Below are 21,505 nucleotides of genomic sequence, written 5' to 3'. Positions count from 1 at the left end.
TTGCTCCCCGCTCGTACGGTGCCGAGAATCCCGGGATGAGCGCCGAACCGACCGATCCCGTCGACTTCTCCGTCAAGCCCGTCCTCACCGGCGAGAAGGCCCTGTTGCGGCCGTTCACCGAGGACGATGTCCCGGTGATGACGCGCGTCCTGGCCGACCCCGAGGTGATCCGGCTGACAGGCAGCCCGGCGGAGGAGTTCGGCGAGGAGCGGCTGCGCTCCTGGTACGGCTCCCGCAACGTGCAGGCCGACCGGCTCGACCTCGGCGTCGTGGACCGGGCGAGCGGCGAACTCGTCGGGGAGGTCGTGCTGTTCGAGTGGGACCGGCACAACCGCAACTGCGCCTTCCGCACACTGATCGGCCCCGGGGGGCGCGACCGCGGTCTTGGCACGGAGGCCGTGCGGCTGACCGTCGGGTACGCCTTCGAACGGCTGGGCCTGCACCGTGTCTCGCTGTGGGTCTTCGCTCACAACCCGCGGGCGAGGCGCGCCTACGAGAAGGCCGGGTTCGTGGCCGAGGGCGTCGAGCGGCAGGCGCTGTGGCAGGGCGGTGAGTGGATCGACGCCGTGCGGATGGCGGTCCTCGCCCCGGAGTGGGCCGTCCACCGGGGGCGACCGGAGTCCGGCTCTCTCAGCTCCACGGTTCTATGACCGTCACCCCCGCCCCCGGAGCCGTACCCGCCGCCGCCAGCGCGGACGGGACCACGTCCAGGGAGATCGTGGAGGTGACCAGCAGGTCGGGGCGCAGGACGCCGGCGCGGACCAGTTCCAGCATCGGCGGGTAGGCGTGGGCGGCCATGCCGTGGCTGCCGAGGAGTTCCAGTTCGAGGGCGATGACGCGGGCCATGGGGACCGGGGTGGTGCCGGTCGGGGAGGGGAGCAGACCGACCTGGACGTGACGGCCCCGGCGGCGCAGACCGTTCACCGAGGCCACGCAGGTGGCGGGTGAGCCGAGGGCGTCCAGGGAGAGGTGGGCGCCGCCTGCCGTGAGGTCGCGCACGGCCTGCGCGGTGTCCGGGACCCGGGAGGCGTCCACGCACTCGGCGGCGCCGAACTTCCGGGCGAGGTCCAGGGCACCGGCGGACACGTCGACGGCCACCACCCGGGCACCCGAGGCCGCCGCGATCATCACCGCCGACAGCCCGACGCCACCGCACCCGTGCACGGCCACCCACTCCTCCGCCGCGACGCGGCCCTGGGTCACCACCGCCCGGAACGCGGTGGCGAAGCGGCAGCCCAGCGCGGCGGCCGTACCGGACGACAGCTCCTTCGGAACGGCCACCAGGTTGACGTCGGCGTGCTCCAGGGCCACGTACTCGGCGAAGGACCCCCAGTGGGTGAACCCCGGTTGTGTCTGCCGCTCGCACACCTGCTGGTCCCCCGCGGCGCAGGCGGGGCAGCTGCCGCAGGCGCAGACGAAGGGGACGGTGACACGGTCACCGGGCCGCCAGCGGTCCACCCGGCCGCCGGCCGCCTCGACGACTCCGGCCAGTTCGTGGCCCGGTACGTGCGGGAGCGTGATGTCCGGGTCGTGCCCCTGCCAGCCGTGCCAGTCGCTGCGGCACAGCCCCGTGGCCTCGACGCGCACGACGACCCCGTGCTCGGAAGGCGCCGGATCCGGGACCTGCCTCACCTCGGCCGGCTCGCCGAAGCGCTCGAAGACCACCGCGCGCATACACCCACACCCCTCTGCCCGGAAGACCACTGGATCACCGGGAACCACCGGGAAACCACCGGAAGATCGCCGTCCCGGCGAACGTTAACCGTGAACCGGCCCCGCCGGGGAAGCCGCTGCTCGGCCCCCTTGCCGAATCCATACCCCCTAGGGGTATAGTATGCGGTCACGTAAGCATCACCCGTCTCGATGAGGAGCAACACCATGACCGCGCAGACCGACACCGCCGGCACCGTCACGACCGTCTACAAGGTGAGCGGGATGACCTGCGGGCACTGCGAGGGCGCCGTCTCCAGTGAGATCTCCGAGATCAGCGGCGTCACCTCCGTGCAGGCCGTGGCCGCCTCCGGCGAGGTCACCGTGGTCTCCACCGCCCCGCTCGACGAGGACGCCGTGCGCGCCGCCGTCGACGAGGCCGGCTACGAGCTCGTGGGCAAGGCCTGAGCGGACATGACCGGCACCACCGCAGAGGCTCCCACAGCTCCGTCGCGTGAGCCCCTCCGGGAGGTCGAGCTCACGATCGGGGGGATGACCTGCGCCTCGTGCGCGGCTCGCGTCGAGAAGAAGCTCAACCGCATGGACGGCGTCACCGCCACGGTCAACTACGCGACGGAGAAGGCGAAGATCGCGTACCCGGAGGGCACAGGCGTCGCCGACCTGATCGCCACCGTGGTGAAGACGGGCTACACAGCGGAGGAGCCCCCGCCGCCCCCGGAGGAGACACCGGAGGCGGACACATCGGCTGCCGCGCAGGCGCCCTCCGGGGAGCCGGCCGGCGACCCCGAGCTCGCCGCCCTGCGGGAGCGGTTCACGGTCTCCGCCGTCCTCGCCCTGCCCGTCGTCCTGCTCTCCATGGTCCCGGCACTGCAGTTCGACAACTGGCAGTGGCTCTCACTCACCCTCGCAGCGCCCGTCGTGGTCTGGGGCGGACTGCCCTTCCACCGCGCCGCCTGGACGAACCTCCGGCACGGCGCGGCCACCATGGACACGCTCGTCTCGGTCGGCACGCTCGCCGCGTTCGGCTGGTCCCTGTGGGCGCTGTTCCGGGGCCACGCGGGCATGCCCGGCATGCGGCACGGCTTCGAGCTGACCGTCTCGCGCACGGAGGGCTCGTCGACGATCTACCTCGAAGTGGCCGCCGGGGTGGTCGCGCTCATCCTGCTCGGCCGCTTCCTGGAGGCCCGTTCGAAGCGCAGGGCGGGCGCGGCCCTGCGGGCGCTCATGGAGCTGGGCGCGAAGGACGTGTCCGTGCTGCGGGAAGGGCGCGAGGTGCGCGTCCCGGTGACCCGGCTGGGCGTGGGCGACCGGTTCGTCGTACGGCCCGGGGAGAAGGTCGCCACCGACGGCACCGTCGTCGAGGGCTCCTCGGCGGTCGACGCGTCCATGCTGACCGGCGAGTCCGTGCCGGTGGACGTGACCGTGGGGTCGCCGGTGACCGGCGCGACCGTGAACGCCGGCGGCCGGATCGTCGTCGAGGCGACCCGTGTCGGCGCGGACACGCAGCTGGCCCGCACGGCGCGGCTGGTCGAGGACGCGCAGAACGGCAAGGCGGAGGTGCAGCGGCTGGCCGACCGGGTCTCCGCCGTGTTCGTGCCGGTGGTGCTCCTCATCGCCGCCGGCACCTTCGGCGGCTGGCTCGGCGCCACCGGCGACACGTCCGCCGCGTTCACCGCGGCCGTCGCCGTGCTGATCATCGCCTGTCCGTGCGCGCTGGGCCTGGCCACCCCGACCGCCCTGCTGGTCGGTACGGGCCGGGGCGCCCAGCTCGGCATCCTCATCAAGGGCCCCGAGGTCCTGGAGTCCACGCGCCGCGTCGACACCGTCGTGCTGGACAAGACCGGCACGGTCACCACCGGCCGCATGACCCTCCAGGAGGTGTACGTCGCCCAGGGCGCCGACGAGGAGGACGTCCTGCGGCTCGCGGGTGCCCTGGAGCACGCCTCGGAGCACCCGATCGCCCGGGCCGTCGCCGCGGGCGCCGAGCAGCGCCTGGGTGCCGCGCTCCCGGCCGTCGAGGGCTTCGAGAACGTGCCCGGGCGGGGCGTACGCGGCCGCGTGGAGGGCCGGGACGTCGAGGTGGGCCGCCTGGCCTCCGGGCCGCTCCCCGAGGCCCTGGCGGGGGCCAAGGAGGCCGCCGAGGCCGAGGGCCGCACGGCCGTCGTGGTCACACGGGACGGAGAGCACCTCGGCGTCCTGACCGTCGCCGACGCGATCAAGGAGACCAGTGCCGAGGCCGTACGCCGGCTGCGGGGCCTCGGGCTCACGCCGGTGCTGCTGACGGGGGACAACGAACGGGTGGCCCGCTCGGTGGCCGCCGCCGTCGGGATCGACGAGGTGATCGCCGAGGTGCTGCCCGAGGACAAGGTCGACGCCGTCCGGCGGCTCCAGTCCGAGGGCCGCACGGTCGCGATGGTCGGGGACGGGGTCAACGACGCCGCCGCGCTGGCCGCGGCCGACCTGGGGCTCGCCCTGGGCACGGGGACGGACGCGGCAATCGAGGCGGGAGACCTGACGCTCGTACGGGGGGACCTGCGGGTGGCCGCGGAAGCGATCCGGCTGTCCCGGCGGACCCTCGCCACCATCAAGGGCAACCTCGCCTGGGCCTTCGGGTACAACGTGGCGGCACTGCCGCTGGCCGCCGCCGGACTGCTGAACCCGATGATCGCCGGAGCGGCCATGGCCTTTTCGTCCGTTTTTGTGGTGACCAACAGCCTGAGGCTCAGGTCATTCTCATGACGAAGAGGCAAAAGTCCCTCTAGAGTCCAGCACTAGCCTCACATAAGCTCTTCACAAGGCTCGCGCATCATCCTTACGCTTGGACCCCGATCACCGCATGGGGGCTCTTGCGTACATTCAGGACATATGCAAGAGACGCAGATCACAGTGATGTGAACGTAACCAACGAAGGGGTTCGTGAGTCTAAGTTTGCGATGTCAGAAGCGTCTTGGGGGGCGTGACTGGCATCTGGGGATGTCTTGGGGGACGTTCCCGGAACTGCGTTGCCGGGGCACGTGCACCGGGGAGCTTTGAGCGGCCCTCCCGTCCGTACGTACCCCGGCAGACCGCACCGGAGCAGCACACCGAGTTTTGCTCGTTCTGCTCACCAGCGATTCAGGCGCTGGCCCACCAGACGCCCGGCCGGATCCCGTGGGGGGAATCCGCACCGGGACATGGGAAGGCGCCCTGTCCGTCGGCCCGTGGGGGGACCGGCGGCAGGGCGCCTTCCGCTTTGTCCGTGACCGTTTCCCGGGGTTCGATCCGACTCCGGGCGCGCCCCGGCCAGGGGCGTGGGGGCTGTGACACCATGCGGCTCCGCCGCGGGGCGCGACCAGCCCCCACGCCCCGCGGACGACGAACCGAGCGGACCGAGACGAACCGCTGCTCCGAGCAGAGCGCTCAGCGGGACTCGACCGGCACGAAGTCACGCTCGACGACGCCCGTGTAGATCTGGCGCGGGCGGCCGATACGGGAACCCGGCTCCTTGATCATCTCGTGCCACTGGGCGATCCAGCCCGGCAGGCGGCCGAGGGCGAACAGGACCGTGAACATCTCGGTCGGGAAGCCCATGGCGCGGTAGATCAGGCCCGTGTAGAAGTCCACGTTCGGGTAGAGCTTGCGCGAGACGAAGTAGTCGTCCGCGAGCGCGTGCTCCTCCAGCTTGAGCGCGATGTCGAGGAGCTCGTCGGACTTGCCGAGCGCCGAGAGGACGTCGTGCGCGGCCGCCTTGATGATCTTCGCCCGGGGGTCGAAGTTCTTGTAGACGCGGTGGCCGAAGCCCATGAGCTTGACGCCGTCTTCCTTGTTCTTCACCTTGCGGATGAAGGTGTCGACGTCGCCTCCGGACTGCTGGATACCCTCCAGCATCTCCAGCACGGACTGGTTGGCACCGCCGTGCAGCGGGCCCCACAGGGCGCTGATGCCGGCCGAGATCGACGCGAACATGTTCGCCTGCGACGAGCCGACCAGGCGGACCGTGGAGGTCGAACAGTTCTGCTCGTGGTCCGCGTGCAGGATCAGGAGCTTGTCGAGCGCGGAGACGACGACCGGGTCCAGCTCGTACTCCTGGGCGGGGACCGAGAAGGTCATGCGCAGGAAGTTCTCGACGTACCCGAGGTCGTTGCGCGGGTAGACGAACGGGTGACCGATCGACTTCTTGTACGCGTACGCCGCGATCGTCGGGAGCTTGGCGAGAAGGCGGATCGTCGAGAGGTTCCGCTGGGTCTCGTCGAACGGGTTGTGGCTGTCCTGGTAGAACGTCGACAGGGCGCTCACCACGGACGACAGCATCGCCATGGGGTGCGCGTCGCGCGGGAAGCCCCGGTAGAAGTTCTTGACGTCCTCGTGCAGCAGGGTGTGCTGCGTGATGTCGTTCTTGAAGCCGGTCAGCTCGTCGACCGTGGGCAGCTCGCCGTTGATCAGCAGGTAGGCCACCTCCAGGAAGGTGGAGCGCTCGGCCAGCTGCTCGATCGGGTAGCCGCGGTATCGGAGGATGCCCTGCTCACCGTCGAGGTAGGTGATGGCGGATTTGTAGGCGGCGGTGTTGCCGTATCCGCTGTCCAGTGTCACCAGACCGGTCTGGGCGCGGAGCTTGCCGATGTCGAAGCCCTTGTCACCGACGGTGCTGTCGATCACCGGGTAGGTGTACTCGCCGTCGCCGTACCGCAGTACTACAGAGTTGTCGCTCACGTCTTCCCTCACCGAGGTAGTGCCTCATCTTCGAGGTTGCCCTGACTGTCTCTACCATCCCCCAATTGGCTCAGGAGAGTGCACTCGGGGTCGACCATCGGGCCTATTGGCGGCACTCAGTGCCGCCAGCTTGCTCATCCTGCCCGCTCCGCCCGGCATCTGGAAGTGCTGTGTGACCTTTCCGACTCGTTTGATCGATCATTTTTTGCGATGACTGCGTGGGCGGGGCCCGAAGACGGGCCCGAGGGGGGTCTCGCTCCAAGGGGTGGTCGGGCCGGGCGGGTTGGCCGCCGGCCGGGTGTGGCTCCCCTCAATCCTCCAACGGCCGGGGCGCCAGCCGGAAGTCCAGGGCCGTGCAACGGCGGCCCGCCGACACCGTGCGCACCGCCTGGCCGATCGCCTTGCGGGAACCGACCAGCACGACCAGCTTCTTGGCCCGCGTCACGGCCGTGTAGAGCAGGTTGCGCTGGAGCATCATCCAGGCCCCCGTGGTGACCGGGATGACCACCGCCGGGTACTCACTGCCCTGGGAGCGGTGGATCGTCACCGCGTACGCGTGCGCCAGTTCGTCCAGCTCGTCGAACTCGTACGCCACCTCCTCGTCCTCGTCCGTCAGCACCGTCAGGCGCTGGTCGACCGGATCGAGCGCGGTGACCACGCCCACGGTGCCGTTGAAGACGCCGTTCGCGCCCTTGTCGTAGTTGTTGCGGATCTGGGTGACCTTGTCGCCGACCCGGAAGACCCGGCCGCCGAACCGCTTCTCGGGGAGGTCCGGGCGGGCCGGGGTGACGGCCTGCTGGAGGAGGCCGTTCAGGGTGCCCGCGCCTGCCGGGCCCCGGTGCATGGGGGCCAGGACCTGGACGTCACGACGCGGGTCAAGGCCGAACTTGGCGGGAATCCGGCGCGCGGCCACGTCCACCGTGAGCCGGCCGGCCTCCTCCGTGTCGTCCTCGACGAAGAGGAAGAAGTCCTTCATGCCCTCGGTGACCGGGTGCTGCCCGGAGTTGATCCGGTGGGCGTTCGTCACGACGCCCGACTGCTGGGCCTGCCGGAAGACGCGGGTCAGCCGCACAGCCGGGATCGGGCTGCCGTCGGCCAGCAGGTCGCGCAGGACCTCGCCCGCGCCCACGCTCGGAAGCTGGTCCACGTCCCCCACGAACAGCAGGTGGGCGCCCGGCGGCACCGCCTTGACCAGCTTGTTGGCGAGGAGGAGGTCGAGCATGGACGCCTCGTCGACGACGACCAGGTCCGCGTCCAGGGGGCGGTCCCTGTCGTAGGCCGCGTCGCCGCCGGGCTTGAGCTCCAGGAGGCGGTGGACGGTGGAGGCGTCGGCGCCCGTGAGCTCGGCGAGGCGCTTGGCCGCACGGCCGGTCGGGGCGGCGAGCACCACCTTCGCCTTCTTCGCGCGGGCCAGCTCCACGATCGAGCGGACTGTGAAGGACTTGCCGCAGCCGGGTCCGCCGGTGAGCACGGCGACCTTCTCGGTGAGCGCGAGCCGGACGGCCGCCTCCTGCTCGGGGGCGAGATCGGCGCCCGTACGCCCCTTCAGCCAGGCGAGCGCCTTGTCCCAGGCCACGTCACGGAAGGCGGGCATACGGTCCTCGTCCGTGCGCAGCAGCCTGAGCAGCTGGGCGGACAGGGAGAGTTCGGCGCGGTGGAAGGGGACCAGGTAGACCGCGGTGACCGGGTCGCCGCCGTCCGGGGCGGGGACCTTCTCCCGTACGACACCGGGGTCGCCGTCGTCCTCGGGCGGTGCCGCCAGCTCCGCCAGGCACTCGATGACCAGACCCGTGTCCACCTGGAGCAGCTTCACCGCGTCGGCGATCAGCTTCTCCTCCGGGAGGTAGCAGTGGCCCTGGTCCGTGGACTGCGACAGGGCGTACTGCAGGCCCGCCTTGACGCGCTCCGGGCTGTCGTGGGGGATGCCGACGGACTGGGCGATCTTGTCGGCGGTGAGGAAGCCGATGCCCCAGACGTCGGCCGCCAGGCGGTACGGCTGGTTCCTGACCACCGAGATCGAGGCGTCGCCGTACTTCTTGTAGATGCGCACCGCGATGGACGTGGAGACCTCGACGGTCTGGAGGAAGAGCATGACCTCCTTGATCGCCTTCTGCTCCTCCCAGGCGTCGGCGATCTTCCTGGTGCGCTTGGGGCCGAGGCCGGGCACCTCGATGAGCCGCTTCGGCTCCTCCTCGATGATCTTCAGCGTGTCCAGGCCGAAGTGCTGGGTGATGCGGTCGGCGAAGACCGGGCCGATGCCCTTGACCAGGCCCGAGCCGAGGTAGCGGCGGATGCCCTGGACGGTGGCCGGGAGGACCGTCGTGTAGTTCTCGACGGTGAACTGCTTTCCGTACTGCGGATGGGAGCCCCAGCGGCCCTCCATGCGCAGGGACTCGCCGACCTGGGCGCCGAGGAGCGCGCCGACGACGGTGAGGAGGTCGCCGCCGCCCCGGCCGGTGTCCACGCGCGCCACCGTGTAGCCGTTCTCCTCGTTGGCGTACGTGATCCGCTCCAGCACGCCTTCCAGCGTTGCCAATCGGCGGTCCGCTTCTGCCTCTTGCCTGGACATGATCCGACGGTACCGGCCGGGTCCGACAGCGCGGGAAGCCTGTGGACAGAGCGAGGAGCCTGTGGGTGGTCACCACCACGCGTGACGGAACTGTCCGGCAACAGGACAACGGCATTCCAAAAGCGACCGCCCAGTAACTTTGACGGTAATTCAGCTTTTCACGACCAATTCACAACTCGCGGCTGGAGCTTTACAGTTCAAGCAAGTTTTCCGGCTCCTCTCGCGTGAGAAGATCCAAGGAATCACCGAGAGGACCGGGCTCCCTCACGGCAGCGGTCCGGTACCCGCGTGCAGGCCTCTGACATGCCCGGACGGGCGGTCGTCCCGGTGATTCTCCATCCGCCGTCGTACTTTCGCACCTCTGATCGCCTCCAAGCGGAATCGGGCTCCTGGAGGCTCCCCCACTGATCCCCGCCCGGAGAATTCGTCATGCCCTTTCCTTCGCCGAGCCGGAATGGCCCCGCTCGCCCGGACAGTCGTCGACGGCGAAACGCCTACCTCGCCGGAACCCTTCTCGTCTGCCTGTGGACAGCCGCTCTGATGACCCTTTCCACGGTGTCCTCGCTGGATTCCGGGCAACGGTCGGAAGTCACGCGGGCGCCCTCCGCACCGAGCGGTCCGCACGTCGGCCGGCCCTTCTCCCACCAGGAACCACGCCCGTTGCCGAGCCCCGGCCCGGGCTGACGCACGCGCGCCTGCACCCCCCACGTTCCTGAGCCGGAGATTGACACCCCCCATGCCCCCGCAGCCCCACCTCGCCGAAACGGACGGCCCGGCTGAGCGCGCCGCCGTTCCGCCTCCTGCCTCGAAGCGACGCCCCGAACCGGCCGAGCACCCCCAACCAGCCCCGCAGCTGCCACCAACGGCAGCCACACTGTCCGAAGCCGCCCCACCCGAAGCCGCACCGCCCGAAGCGCCCGGAGCGCCCGGAGCGCCACCCCCGGGGCCGACGGCCCGTGCACGGTGGGCCCGGGCCGCTCGCCAGTCGGGCTTCCCCCTCGCCGTCTACGGCGCGACGCTCCTGCTGCACCTCGCGACGCTGGCCGTGATGAACCCGCCGGGCGGCCCGGGAATCCGCGCCCGGCTGCTGTCGTGGGACGGCCAGTGGTTCCTCGCCGTCGCGCGCGACGGCTACTCCCACGGCTTCTCCTTCACGGCGGACGGGCTCAGCGGCGGCGACCTGGCTTTCTTCCCCGCCTATCCCTTCCTCGTCCGCACGGTCCACACCGTGACCGGGCTCGGCCACGATTCCGCCGCACTCGTCGTCTCCCATCTCGCCCTGGCCGTCGCGCTGGTGTGCGTCCACAGGCTCCTGCTCGACCTGTACGGCCGGCGCACCGCGCGCATCGCGCTCGTCCTGCTCGCCTGCGCGCAGCCGATGGCGCTGGTCTTCCTCATGGCCTACAGCGAGTCCCTCTTCCTGGCCCTGGCGTCCGCCGCCCTCCTGGCGGTCCACCGCAGGGCCTGGCTGACGGCGGGTGCCCTCACCCTGCTCGCGGGCCTGACCCGGCCCGTCGCCGTGGCCCTGGTCGCGGCGCTGGCCGTCGCGGTCGTGCTGCGCCTGCGCGACACGGGCCGTATCACCTGGCGTCCGCCCGCCGCCCTGGTCCTGGGCTCCTGCGGCACGCCCGCGTACCTGCTGTGGGTGGGCCGGCGCACCGGCCGGCCCGGCTCCTGGTTCACGATCCAGGAGGTGGGCTGGGGGACCCGCTGGGACAACGGAGCCACCTTCGTCGACTTCCTCGTCAGGACACTCACCCGGGGAGAGGACTGGGTTCCCGTCAGCACCGCCCTGCTGGTCCTCGCCCTCCTCGCGGGCACCACGGCCGCCTGGTGCGACGAGATCTGGCCTCCTCTGGCGGTCTACGGCACCGTCGTCGTGATCACCGCTCTGGGGCAGAGCAACTTCTACCACTCGAAGCTGCGCCTGCTGATTCCCGCGCTGGTCTTCCTCATACCGGCCGCCCGCGCCCTCGCCCGCGCACGCGCCGGAACAGCCGTCGTCACCCTGACAGCCGCCGCGCTGTTCGGGTCCTGGTACGGCGCGTACATGCTCACCACGTGGCGTTATGCGATCTAACGGCCCCTGCCCCGGCCCCTGCCCCGCCTCCGGCCCGGGCCCAATCAGCCGGAATCCGCCGCGCGACACCCCACTCCGGGAAAGGAAACGAGGAATGTCTCCCCAGGCCCAGAGCACCGCCATGTGGGCCCTTGCCGTCGCCGTCAACGCCGCGACGGCGGGCGCCGGGATCATCTGGGGCTGGGACGCCTTCGCGCAGCTCGTCCTGCCGGCCTTCGGGACCGTGGTGGGCGCGTCACTGGTCAGCTACAGCCAGCGGTCCTGACGGGAGCAGCGGCCGACCGCCCCTGGCGCCCGCCCGCCCCGTCGTCCCGCCGACCCCGTCGCCCCGTCGCCCCGTCGCCCCGTCGCCCCGTCGCCCCGTCGCCCCGTCGCCCCGGTCACGATCTGGTCTCGGGAGCCGGTCGAGGTCTTGCCACCTGCTCGTGTAATCGATTCCAATCCCTCATGTAATCGATTCCACGAGGAGGTGGAGCGACGATGGCGAGCATCAAGGACGTCGCCGCCGAAGCCGGCGTGTCCGTCGCCACGGTGTCCCGGGTCCTGAACGACCACCCGTCGGTCAGCCCCGAGGCACGTACGCGCGTGATGGCCGCCGTCGAGACGCTGGGCTACCGCCCGAACGCCGTCGCCCGCTCCCTGCGCACCGACCAGACCCACACCCTCGGCCTGGTCATCAGTGACGTGATGAACCCCTACTTCACGGAGCTGGCCCGCGCCGTCGAGGAGGAGGCCCGCGCCCTCGGCTACAGCGTGATCTTCGGCAACGCCGACGAGCGGCCCGACCTCCAGGACCACCACATACGGTCCCTCCTGGACCGCAGGATCGACGGGCTCCTGGTCTCCCCCACCGACGGAGGCTCCCCGCTGATGCTGGACGCCGTGCGGGCGGGGACGCCGATGGTGTTCGTGGACCGGTGGATCGCCGGCGTGGACGTGCCGGTCGTCCGGGCGGACGGGCGTCAGGCCGTACGGGACCTCGTCGCCCACCTGCACGGACTCGGCCACCGCAGGCTCGCCATCATCGCGGGCCCCGCGGCGACCACGACCGGACAGGAGCGCGTGGAGGCCTTCAGGGAAGCCCTTGCCGCGTACGACCTGGAGCTGCCCGACGCGTACACCGGCCAGGGCGACTTCCAGGCCGAGAGCGGGCGGCGGGCCACCGAGCGGTTCCTGGACCTGCCCGAGCCGCCCGAGGTCGTCTTCGCCGCCGACAACCTGATGGCGCTCGGCGCGCTGGACGCCGTCCGGGCGCGCGGACTGCGGGTGCCCGACGACATCGGGCTCGCCGCGTTCGACGACATCCCCTGGTTCGTGCACACCGATCCGCCGATCACCGCGGTCGCCCAGCCGACGGGCGAGCTGGGCCGGGCCGCCGTACGTGCCCTGGTCGACCGCATCGAGGGCCGCACCCCCACGTCCGTCACCCTCCCCGCCCGTCTCGTCGTACGCCGCTCGTGCGGCGAGCCCGCACCCCGGCGCCCCTCCCCCGCGCAACCCCCCACCGCGCAATCCCCCACCGCACACCCCTCCCCCGCACAACCCTCCCCCGTACGAAGGAGCAAGCCGTGAGCAACCCGGACGAGTTGCTGCGCATCGAAGGCATACGGAAGACCTTCCCCGGCGTGGTCGCGCTCGACGGCGTCGACTTCGATCTGCGCCGCGGCGAGGTGCACGTGCTGCTCGGCGAGAACGGCGCGGGCAAGAGCACCCTCATCAAGATGCTGTCCGGCGCCTACCGCCCCGACGCCGGGCGCGTCGTGGTGGGCGGCGAGGAGGTGCGCATCCATGGCGCGCAGGACTCCGAGCGCCTCGGGATCGCCACCATCTACCAGGAGTTCAATCTCGTTCCCGATCTGACGGTCGCCGAGAACATCTTCCTGGGGCGGCAGCCGCGCCGCTTCGGGCTGATCGACCGGAAGCGGATGGAGGCCGACGCCGCCGGGCTGCTCGATCGGGTCGGGGTGAGCGTGTCCCCGCGTGCCCGTGTGCGCGAACTCGGCATCGCCCGCCTCCAGATGGTCGAGATCGCGAAGGCGCTGAGCCTGGACGCCCGTGTGCTGATCATGGACGAGCCGACCGCCGTGCTCACCTCCGAGGAGGTCGACAAGCTCTTCGGCATCGTGGGCAGGCTGCGCGAGGACGGCGTCGGGATCGTCTTCATCACGCACCACCTGGAGGAGATCGCCGCCCTCGGTGACCGGGTCACGGTCCTCCGGGACGGAAAGAGCGTCGGGCAGGTGCCCGCGTCCACGCCGCAGGACGAGCTCGTCCGGCTCATGGTGGGCCGCTCCATCGAACAGCAGTACCCGCGCGAACGGTTTGACACGGGTGAGGCGTTGCTGCGCGTCGAGGGACTGACCAGGGACGGCGTGTTCCACGACGTCAGCTTCGAGGTGCGGGCCGGAGAGGTCGTCGGCGTGGCGGGTCTCGTCGGGGCGGGCCGTACGGAGGTCGTGCGGGCGGTGTTCGGCGCCGACCCGTACGACAGGGGCCTCGTGAGGGTCGCCGGCGCCGAGCTGCGCCGCCACGACGTGAACGCCGCCATGGAGGCCGGGATCGGGCTCGTCCCCGAGGACCGCAAGGGCCAGGGGCTCGTGCTGGACGCCTCCGTGGCGGAGAACCTGGGCCTGGTCACCCTGCGCGGGGCGACGCGCGGCGGGTTCGTCGACCTCAGGAGGCAGCAGGAGGCCGCCGCCCGGATCGCCGAGCAGCTCGGTGTGCGCATGGCCGGGCTCCACCAGCACGTGCGCACCCTCTCCGGCGGCAACCAGCAGAAGGTCGTCATCGGCAAGTGGCTCCTCGCCGACACCAAGGTGCTCATCCTCGACGAGCCGACGCGCGGTATCGACGTCGGCGCCAAGATCGAGATCTACCAGCTGATCAACGAACTGACGGCCGCCGGAGCCGCCGTCCTGATGATCTCCAGCGACCTGCCCGAGGTGCTCGGCATGAGCGACCGGGTCCTGGTGATGGCCCAGGGCCGCGTCGCGGGCGAACTCCCCGCCGCCGAGGCCACCCAGGACGCGGTGATGGCGCTCGCCGTCGGCACCCCCACCAGCACCCCCGACTCCCACTCCAACGGCTCCCACTCCAACGACTCCGCTACCGAAGGGGAGGCCCCCCGTGGCCACTGACACGCTCAAGAGCACATCGGGCGCGAGTGGCGCCCCGGGGCTTCGCCGCCTCCTGCTCGACAACGGCGCGCTCACCGCGCTGATCCTGCTCGTCGTCGTGATGTCGGCCCTCTCCGGCGACTTCCTGACGACGGACAACCTGCTCAACATCGGCGTCCAGGCGGCCGTGACCGCCATCCTCGCCTTCGGCGTCACCTTCGTGATCGTCTCGGCGGGCATCGACCTCTCGGTGGGCTCGGTGGCCGCGCTGTCGGCCACCGTCCTCGCCTGGAGCGCGACGTCGCAGGGCGTTCCCGTCTGGATCGCCGTCATACTCGCGGTCGCCACGGGCATCGCCTGCGGCCTCGTCAACGGCGTCCTGATCTCGTACGGGAAGCTCCCGCCGTTCATCGCGACGCTGGCCATGCTGTCGGTGGGCCGCGGTCTGTCCCTGGTGATCTCGCAGGGCAGCCCGATCGCGTTCCCGGACTCGGTCTCGCACCTCGGGGACACGCTCGGCGGCTGGCTGCCGGTGCCCGTGCTGGTGATGATCGTCATGGGGCTGGTCACGGCCGTGATCCTGGGCCGTACGTACATCGGGCGCTCCATGTACGCGATCGGCGGCAACGAGGAGGCGGCCCGCCTCTCCGGTCTGCGGGTGAAGAAGCAGAAGCTCGTGATCTACGCGCTGTCCGGGCTGTTCGCCGCCGCAGCCGGCATCGTGCTCGCCTCCCGCCTGTCCTCCGCGCAGCCGCAGGCCGCGCAGGGCTACGAGCTGGACGCGATCGCCGCGGTCGTCATCGGCGGTGCCTCGCTGGCCGGCGGTACGGGCAGGGCGTCCGGGACGCTGGTCGGCGCGCTGATCCTGGCGGTGCTGCGCAACGGGCTCAACCTGCTGTCGGTGTCGGCGTTCTGGCAGCAGGTCGTCATCGGTGTCGTGATCGCGCTGGCCGTGCTGCTGGACACGCTGCGGCGCAAGGCGGGGGCGAGCCCGGTGGCCGCGGGGACCGGTGTTCCCGGCGGCAGGGGCCGGCAGGCGGCGACGTACGTGATCGCGGCCGTGGTCGCGGTGGCGGTCGTGGGGGCGATGTCGTTCCTGCACAGCGGTACGTCGCCGGCGAAGGACCAGAAGATCGGGCTGTCACTGTCGACGCTCAACAACCCGTTCTTCGTGCAGATCCGGGCCGGCGCCCAGGAGGAGGCGAAGAAGCTGGGTGCCGACCTGACCGTCACCGACGCGCAGAACGACGCCTCGCAGCAGGCCAACCAGTTGCAGAACTTCACCAGCGAGGGCGTCGGCTCGATCATCGTCAACCCGGTGGACTCGGACGCGGCGGGTCCGTCGGTGCGGGCCGCGAACAAGGCGGGCATCCCCGTCGTCGGTGTCGACCGGGGCGTCAACAAGGCGGAGACGGCCGCGCTCGTGGCCTCCGACAACGTCGAGGGCGGCAGGCTGGGCGCCAAGGCGCTGGCCGAGAAGCTGGGCGGCAAGGGCAGGATCGTGATCCTGCAGGGGCTGGCCGGTACGTCCGCGAGCCGTGAGCGCGGCGCGGGCTTCGCCGAGGGGCTGAAGGCCTACCCCGGCATCAAGGTCGTCGCCAAGCAGCCCGCCGACTTCGACCGCACCAAGGGGCTCGACGTGATGACGAACCTGCTGCAGGCCCACCCGGACGTCGACGGTGTGTTCGCCGAGAACGACGAGATGGCGCTCGGCGCGATCAAGGCGCTCGGGTCGAAGGCGGGGACGTCCGTCGCCGTCATCGGCTTCGACGGCACGCCGGACGGTCTGAAAGCGGTCGAGGACGGCACGCTGTACGCGTCGGTCGCGCAGCAGCCGACCGAACTCGGGCGGATAGCGGTCCGGAACGCGTTGAAGGCCGCGGAGGGCGAGAAGGTGGAGAGGACGGTGAAGGTGCCGGTGAAGGTGGTCACGAAGGAGAACGTGGGCGGGTTCAGCGGCTGACGGGCGCTGCGCGGCGGGGACCGGGGTTTTCTCGCCCCCGCCGCCCCTACCCGTCCCATCCCCAGGAGCGCTGCCCCTTCGACCCCGCCAAGGGGGCTGCGCCCCCCTGGACCCCATCCTTTCGGGGCTCCGCCCCGGACCCCCGCTCCTCAAACGCCGGAGGGGCTGAATGTTCGCGGCCAGGGGCGGCGGGGGCGCAGACAGACCCCTGCGCCACCGCCCGGCCGCAGCTCCGTCCGTAGCTCGACTCATCCGCAGAGGGGAACAGTTCATGTACGACTACGACCTCCTGGTCGTGGGTTCGGCCAACGCCGACCTGGTGATCGGTGTCGAGCGGCGGCCGGGGGCCGGCGAGACGGTGCTCGGCGGCGACCTGGCCCTGCACCCGGGCGGCAAGGGCGCCAACCAGGCGGTGGCCGCCGCCCGGCTCGGCGCCCGTACGGCCCTGCTGGCCCGGGTCGGTGACGACGCGCACGGGCGCCTGCTGCTGGACTCGCAGCGGGACGCGGGGGTCGACACCGTGGGCGTCCTGGTCGGCGGGGCGCCCACCGGCGTCGCGCTGATCACGGTGGACCCCTCGGGGGACAACAGCATCGTGGTGTCACCGGGTGCGAACGGGCGGCTGGCTCCGGAGGACATCCGGTCCGCGGTGAGCCTGCTGCACGTCTCCCGCGTGGTCTCGGCCCAGTTGGAGATCCCGCTGGAGACGGTCGTGGAGGTCGTACGGAACCTGCCGGAGGGCACCCGCTTCGTGCTCAACCCCTCACCGCCCCGGCCGCTGCCAGAAGAGGTGCTCGCCGCCTGCGACCCGCTGATCGTGAACGAGCACGAGGCGCGGGTCATCGTCGGCGGCGACCTGGAGGGGTCCCCCGAGGACTGGGCGCGGGCCCTGCTGGCGCTCGGGCCGCGGTCGGTGGTGGTGACGCTGGGCGCGGAGGGTGCGCTGGTGGCGTCGGCGGAGGGCAGCGCGCGCGTGCCCTCGGTGAAGGTGGAGGCCGTGGACACCACGGGGGCGGGGGACGCGTTCACCGCGGCGCTCGCCTGGAAGCTCGGCCTGTCCGATTCGCTGGCCGAGGCCGCCGCGTACGCCGCCCGCGTGGGCGCCGCCGCCGTCACGAAGCCCGGCGCGCAGGTGTCCTTCCCGACCGCCGAGGAGGTCGCCTCCCTGTGAAGCGGGCCGGAATACTGAACCGTCACCTGTCGGGCGCCCTCGCCGAACTCGGTCACGGGCACGCGGTGCTGGTCTGCGACGCGGGCATGCCCATACCGGCCGGTCCGCGCGTGGTGGACCTCGCCTTCCGGGCCGGGGTGCCGTCCTTCGCCGAGGTACTGGACGGGCTGCTCGACGAACTGGTGGTCGAGGGGGCGACGGCGGCGTACGAGGTGCAGGGCGCCAACCCGGAGGCGAGCGCCCTGCTGGACGCCCGCTTCCCCGGGCTGGAGCTGGTCGCGCACGAGAGGCTGAAGGAACTGTCGGCGGGCGCGAGGCTGGTCGTACGCACCGGGGAGGCCCGGCCGTACGCGAACGTTCTGCTGCGGTGCGGGGTCTTCTTCTGACCCACCGGGCCGTGCCGTCAGGGCGCCGGGAAGACGAGGCGTGCGCCGTACTCCTTCTCGGCCCTGCGCAGTGACGGTACGAGACTCTCGCGCAACTCGCGGACTTCGTCGGCGTGTTCGGCGATGAAGCGGGTGCGCAGGCGGAGGCGCGCGGGCTCGCGGACGGCTTCCACGGGGCGCATGCAGGTGGCGTAGGCGCGGCCGAGGTCGCGGGCCACGCGCGGGAACTCGGCCGTGGAGGCGTTGAGCAGGCGGGAGTCGACGAGGCCGAGGAAACCGTCCTCGTCACGGACGCGGTGGCCGAACCCGGCCAGACAGCCGGGCAGGGTGTCCAGCGCCCGGAGCGTGGCGGGATCGCGGCGCAGGGACGTGAGTTCGCGGAACCACTGTTCCTGGAGAGGGGCGTAGGACTCGAACACCGCGCGGCCCGCTGTGGCTCCCTCGCCTCGGCAGCGGCTCGGCGCGTCGGAGCGGCCGGAGCCGCTGGGACGGTTCGCCGCGGGACTCGCCGCCGGAAGCGCGGACCGGGGAACCTCCGCGCTCCGGCCGAAGCCGTGCCGGGCGAGGAAGTCCAGGTCCGGGATGTCGGAGAACGGGATGAAGGCGAGGGGGTCCTGCTCGCGCGGGCGGGAGCCGGCCTCGCGGCCACAGGAAGCCTCGGCGGTGCGCGCCACCTGTTGCCCGAAGACCGCCAGGCCCTGGGTCCAGCGCGTCTCGGCGCCGGAGACGGGAAGCACCATGCGAACGGGGTCGTCCGGCAGGCTGCGGGTGAGGCGGGCGGAGATCACGGACTCGGCTCGCGTGCCCCTTGACGGCTTGTCCGCCGTGTCCGGACCGGATGAGCAGGCGGTGGTGAGCAGGGCGACGGCCATGGCGACCGCGGTGTGCGCCGGCAGCCGGCGCCTGATCGCCGGACGGATCATCCCTGACACTGCGCTCCTCCTGACGGTGCTCCCGATGCCCGGGGGCGCGGCCGGCGGCCGGCCATGCCCCCGGAGCCCTGCTCAGTGGGTGATCTGGACGGAGTCCCCGCCGTCGAGGTAGCTCGCCACCGTGAACGGGGTGTTGTCGTTCACGTCGGTGCACAGCCAGAACTTGGAGTCGTTGATGCTGTGGGAGCCGTCGTAGATGCGGATGTCGGGGTACTTGTATCCCCTCGCGCACGTGAACCAGGTGCCGTTGGAACGGCGGAGCCGGCCGGCGTAGAAGTCGTTGCCCGCCACCGTGTCGTCGGAGTAGGTGAGGTTGAGGTCGTTGCAGCTGCTGCTGGCGGACTTGTAACGGATGGTGCCCACGCCCTCGTAGGACCCGGTGGTCAGGCTCTGGGTCACGCAGGCCTGCGGCGCCGCGGACGCCGTGGGAGCCAGTGCCACCATGCAGGTCGCGGCGGAGACGAGGGCGAGGGTGCCGGCGACGATGGTTCTCTTCATGTTTCCCCCTTCGGTCGTGGTGCTCGGTCGTGGTGCGTGCTGGCGCCGGAAACGCTCGCAGAGTGGCACGCGTCCGTACTACGACCTTCGACCGGTGTCTAAAGTCCGGGGCGAGGCGGCGGAAGCCGTTGTTCCGGCGAGGTCCGTGATGCCCTTGGGAGGGCTGGGACTGGAGGGACGGAGCAGCGCCGCTCCGAGAGGGGTGAGTGTGTGCAGCACGGTGTTGTTGCTGCGTCGGCTCATGACCAGGCCCGCGTCGCGCAGCACGGTGGCGTGGTGGGTGGCGGTGGCCGGGGAGACGCCGAGGGAGCGCGCGAGTTCCGACGTCGTGGCGCCGAGGGCGAGGGCCCGCAGTGCTGCCGCGCGGGTTCTGCCCAGGAGCGCGGCGAGGGAGGCCGCGGGCGGGCGTTCCGGTGTCGGCAGCCGGGAGCCGTGCAGGGGGTAGATCAGTACTGGCCGCAGATCGGGGTCGGCCAGGGAGATCGGCAACTGCCAGCAGAAGTAGGAGGGGACGAGGCGCAGTCCGCGTCCCCCGAGGTACAGGTCCCGGTCCTCGACGTAGTCGACGTGGAGCACCGGTGGCCGCCAGCGCATCGCGGGCGAGAGGCCGCCGAGCAGTGCGCCGATGCCGGCGTCGAGGGCCTCGCGGGCGCGCAGGGCACGTTCACCGGCGATCATCGCGTGGATGCGGTCGTGATGGGGTGCGACGGCGGCCTCGTGGTAGGCGCGCAGGATCTTGGCGAGTTCCTCGCGTGCCGTGCGGTCCGCCAGTGTCTGCGCCCAGGAGGGGGCGCCGTTCGTCCGGTCCAGCAGGTTCACCTCGTGGGCCACCCGCGCGGCCGGGGTGTCGACGATCGCCGCCAGCGCCTCGTCCAGTCCGTCGGAGGCCTCGTGCGGGGTCAGGAAGTCGGGGAAGTAGTGGGCCAGGGGTATCAGCGGGACGAGTAACCGACGTACGACGTCACCGAGTTGGGTACCCGCGAGGGTGTCCCTGGTGGTGCGGTGCCAGTCGGCGAAGGCCCAGCGTCCTCGTCTCGTCTGCAACCGGTGCAGGCTGCACACGATCTCCCACATCGGATCGGGATCCCTGGCCAGTTGGATGCGTGCGAAGTCCTCGGACGTGAAGTGGATGCGCAGCACAAGACCTGCCCCCCTACGGTCGTCCCGCCCGGGGAGCAGCGTGGGGCACGGCCGCCACGGAGGGCAACACGCTTATCAGCCGCACGACATGGCCCGAAAACACCGGCCGACGGGCCCGAAGACGTGGAGGGGGCCCGCTCTCCCGACCGGGCCCCCTCGGCTTTCCCCTCCTGTCAGAACCCCCCGCGATCCCCCCGGATCCCCCTCCGAGTGGCCCTGATGACATGTACGACACGCTGAGTGCCGGAAGGGTTGCATGGTGCTCGTGATTTTTTTGCACCCACCGCGCACAGCACTCCGCGACCGCCGCTGCGAAGGCGCCCGCGGAGCGTGCCGCGGCGACCGGGCCGCGCGATCAGCCCCAGGCGTCGAACGTGATGCCGGACGGCTTCGCCTTGTTGAGGTTGTTCTCGAAGTTGCCCTCCTTGAGGGGGAAGTTGGCGCTGCCCCAGTCCTTGTTGGCCAGCGCGTCGCGCACCGAGGCCGACGGGAACTGGTCCCAGCCGACCAGGTCCTCCCAGTGCCACTGCCCGGTGTCGTTCTCCGGTGCCTCGGAGGCACCCGCGAGGCGGAAGGCGTGGGTGCTCACGCCGTCCTTGTGGTACACGATCTTGGGGTGCGTCCTGGCGGCGTCCCACCACGCGACCGCGGAGGCGGCGTAGGTGCTGTAGCCGCCGTGGGCGGAGGTGGACACGTAGGAGGGCCGGCTCGCCCCCTGCTGGACCCAGACCACCACGGACTCCCAGTCGTGCCGGTGGCCGCCGCCGAACACGGTCGCCTGGTCCTTCTCGAAGTAGCTGGCGTAGATGATCCCGCACCAGCCCTGGTTGCACTTGGCCCGCGAGTAACTGTTGTCGTTGTCGAGGTGGCTGGCGGTGCGGCAGCCGCCGGTGATCGACCCGGAGGGGTTGAGGCCGCCGTTGAGGTTCCCGCCCGCGTCGACGGCGGCCGCGGGGTAACAGCTGTCCGTGTCGTAGTCGTAGACCGGCTCGAACGCCCGCTGGAACGTGGTGGCGTTGGCCGGGAGGGGCGCCAGTACGGCGGCGGAGGCGCTGCTCGCGAAGGTGACGGTCACCACTGCCGCCATGCCCATGACGAACGATGACTTGCAGATGCGCGATCTGAGGCTCATTGCGTCCTTCTGAACGGTCACGAGGGGGGAACGCGGTCCGACTGACACGCGTGATCACGGTCCCGGCACCCCGTGAAGAGCAAGGAGTAACCACATGTCAGGGCTGCGAAGGGCGGGCCAACTACCGGAGGGCGCCGGGGTCGGCTGAGAGTAGCGGA

General features: G+C 71.3%; 17 protein-coding genes. 10 read left to right on the top strand and 7 right to left on the bottom strand.

Annotated features, from left to right (window positions below; translation table 11 throughout):
* Nucleotides 1–35 precede the first annotated feature (35 nt).
* A complete protein-coding gene (locus ACZ49J_RS00840) occupies nt 36–650 on the top strand; it encodes a GNAT family N-acetyltransferase (RefSeq protein ID WP_467454694.1) in 615 nt (204 codons plus the stop codon).
* Here the strand turns inward: ACZ49J_RS00840 and ACZ49J_RS00835 are convergent.
* Nucleotides 631–1,674 (bottom strand): zinc-dependent alcohol dehydrogenase family protein, encoded by a 1,044-nt coding sequence (locus tag ACZ49J_RS00835; RefSeq protein ID WP_467454696.1) that lies wholly within the window; start codon nt 1,672–1,674, stop codon nt 631–633. The two genes, ACZ49J_RS00840 and ACZ49J_RS00835, sit on opposite strands and share 20 nt — an antisense overlap.
* 204 nt (nt 1,675–1,878) lie before the next feature.
* Between ACZ49J_RS00835 and ACZ49J_RS00830 the strand changes: the two genes are divergently transcribed.
* Nucleotides 1,879–2,118 (top strand): heavy-metal-associated domain-containing protein, encoded by a 240-nt coding sequence (locus tag ACZ49J_RS00830; protein WP_467454697.1) that lies wholly within the window; start codon nt 1,879–1,881, stop codon nt 2,116–2,118.
* Nucleotides 2,119–2,124: 6 nt separating this feature from the next.
* Nucleotides 2,125–4,410, top strand: coding sequence for a heavy metal translocating P-type ATPase (locus tag ACZ49J_RS00825; RefSeq protein WP_467454699.1), 2,286 nt, complete (start codon nt 2,125–2,127; stop codon nt 4,408–4,410).
* Nucleotides 4,411–5,070: 660 nt separating this feature from the next.
* Here the strand turns inward: ACZ49J_RS00825 and ACZ49J_RS00820 are convergent.
* Together ACZ49J_RS00820 and recD2 are read right to left on the bottom strand one after the other, a co-directional pair.
* Nucleotides 5,071–6,360, bottom strand: coding sequence for a citrate synthase (locus ACZ49J_RS00820; RefSeq protein ID WP_467454700.1), 1,290 nt, complete (start codon nt 6,358–6,360; stop codon nt 5,071–5,073).
* A gap of 310 nt (nt 6,361–6,670) precedes the next feature.
* Entirely contained in the window at nt 6,671–8,929 is a 2,259-nt protein-coding gene (recD2, locus tag ACZ49J_RS00815) for an SF1B family DNA helicase RecD2 (protein WP_467454702.1), read from the bottom strand.
* A gap of 1,048 nt (nt 8,930–9,977) precedes the next feature.
* Here recD2 and ACZ49J_RS00810 point away from each other — a divergent pair.
* The 7 genes from ACZ49J_RS00810 (at nt 9,978) to rbsD (ending at nt 17,645) form a co-directional block, all read left to right on the top strand.
* A complete protein-coding gene (locus tag ACZ49J_RS00810) occupies nt 9,978–11,009 on the top strand; it encodes a hypothetical protein (RefSeq protein WP_467454703.1) in 1,032 nt (343 codons plus the stop codon).
* A gap of 94 nt (nt 11,010–11,103) precedes the next feature.
* Nucleotides 11,104–11,274 carry a hypothetical protein gene (locus ACZ49J_RS00805; RefSeq protein WP_467454705.1) on the top strand — a complete coding sequence of 57 codons (171 nt, stop codon included), beginning with the start codon at nt 11,104–11,106 and terminating at the stop codon, nt 11,272–11,274.
* A gap of 215 nt (nt 11,275–11,489) precedes the next feature.
* Nucleotides 11,490–12,581, top strand: a complete 1,092-nt coding sequence (locus tag ACZ49J_RS00800; RefSeq protein WP_467454707.1) for a LacI family DNA-binding transcriptional regulator — start codon at nt 11,490–11,492, stop codon at nt 12,579–12,581.
* Nucleotides 12,578–14,146, top strand: a complete 1,569-nt coding sequence (locus ACZ49J_RS00795) for a sugar ABC transporter ATP-binding protein (protein ID WP_467454708.1) — start codon at nt 12,578–12,580, stop codon at nt 14,144–14,146. The genes ACZ49J_RS00800 and ACZ49J_RS00795 overlap by 4 nt, the downstream gene beginning before the upstream one ends.
* Nucleotides 14,136–16,088: an ABC transporter permease/substrate-binding protein gene (locus tag ACZ49J_RS00790; protein WP_467454709.1), complete on the top strand. Its 1,953-nt coding sequence runs from the start codon at nt 14,136–14,138 to the stop codon at nt 16,086–16,088. The genes ACZ49J_RS00795 and ACZ49J_RS00790 overlap by 11 nt, the downstream gene beginning before the upstream one ends.
* A gap of 271 nt (nt 16,089–16,359) precedes the next feature.
* Nucleotides 16,360–17,259, top strand: coding sequence for a ribokinase (locus ACZ49J_RS00785; RefSeq protein WP_467454710.1), 900 nt, complete (start codon nt 16,360–16,362; stop codon nt 17,257–17,259).
* The gene (rbsD, locus tag ACZ49J_RS00780) at nt 17,256–17,645 is read left to right on the top strand and encodes a D-ribose pyranase (RefSeq protein WP_467454711.1); all 390 of its coding nucleotides are present in this window, start codon (nt 17,256–17,258) and stop codon (nt 17,643–17,645) included. The genes ACZ49J_RS00785 and rbsD overlap by 4 nt, the downstream gene beginning before the upstream one ends.
* Before the next feature lie 17 nt (nt 17,646–17,662).
* Here rbsD and ACZ49J_RS00775 read toward each other — a convergent pair whose 3' ends face one another.
* The 4 genes from ACZ49J_RS00775 to ACZ49J_RS00760 all read right to left on the bottom strand — a co-directional run bounded on the left by ACZ49J_RS00775 (nt 17,663) and on the right by ACZ49J_RS00760 (nt 21,347).
* Nucleotides 17,663–18,568 carry a hypothetical protein gene (locus ACZ49J_RS00775; RefSeq protein WP_467454713.1) on the bottom strand — a complete coding sequence of 302 codons (906 nt, stop codon included), beginning with the start codon at nt 18,566–18,568 and terminating at the stop codon, nt 17,663–17,665.
* A gap of 81 nt (nt 18,569–18,649) precedes the next feature.
* Nucleotides 18,650–19,075, bottom strand: a complete 426-nt coding sequence (locus ACZ49J_RS00770) for a hypothetical protein (protein WP_467454714.1) — start codon at nt 19,073–19,075, stop codon at nt 18,650–18,652.
* Between the two features lie 78 nt (nt 19,076–19,153).
* The gene (locus ACZ49J_RS00765) at nt 19,154–20,215 is read right to left on the bottom strand and encodes a helix-turn-helix domain-containing protein (RefSeq protein ID WP_467454715.1); all 1,062 of its coding nucleotides are present in this window, start codon (nt 20,213–20,215) and stop codon (nt 19,154–19,156) included.
* Between the two features lie 355 nt (nt 20,216–20,570).
* Entirely contained in the window at nt 20,571–21,347 is a 777-nt protein-coding gene (locus ACZ49J_RS00760) for an NPP1 family protein (protein ID WP_467454717.1), read from the bottom strand.
* Nucleotides 21,348–21,505 lie beyond the last annotated feature (158 nt).

This window comes from Streptomyces sp. NPDC030840 (assembly GCF_055572015.1).
This window is presented reverse-complemented; position numbering and strand designations above follow the sequence as displayed.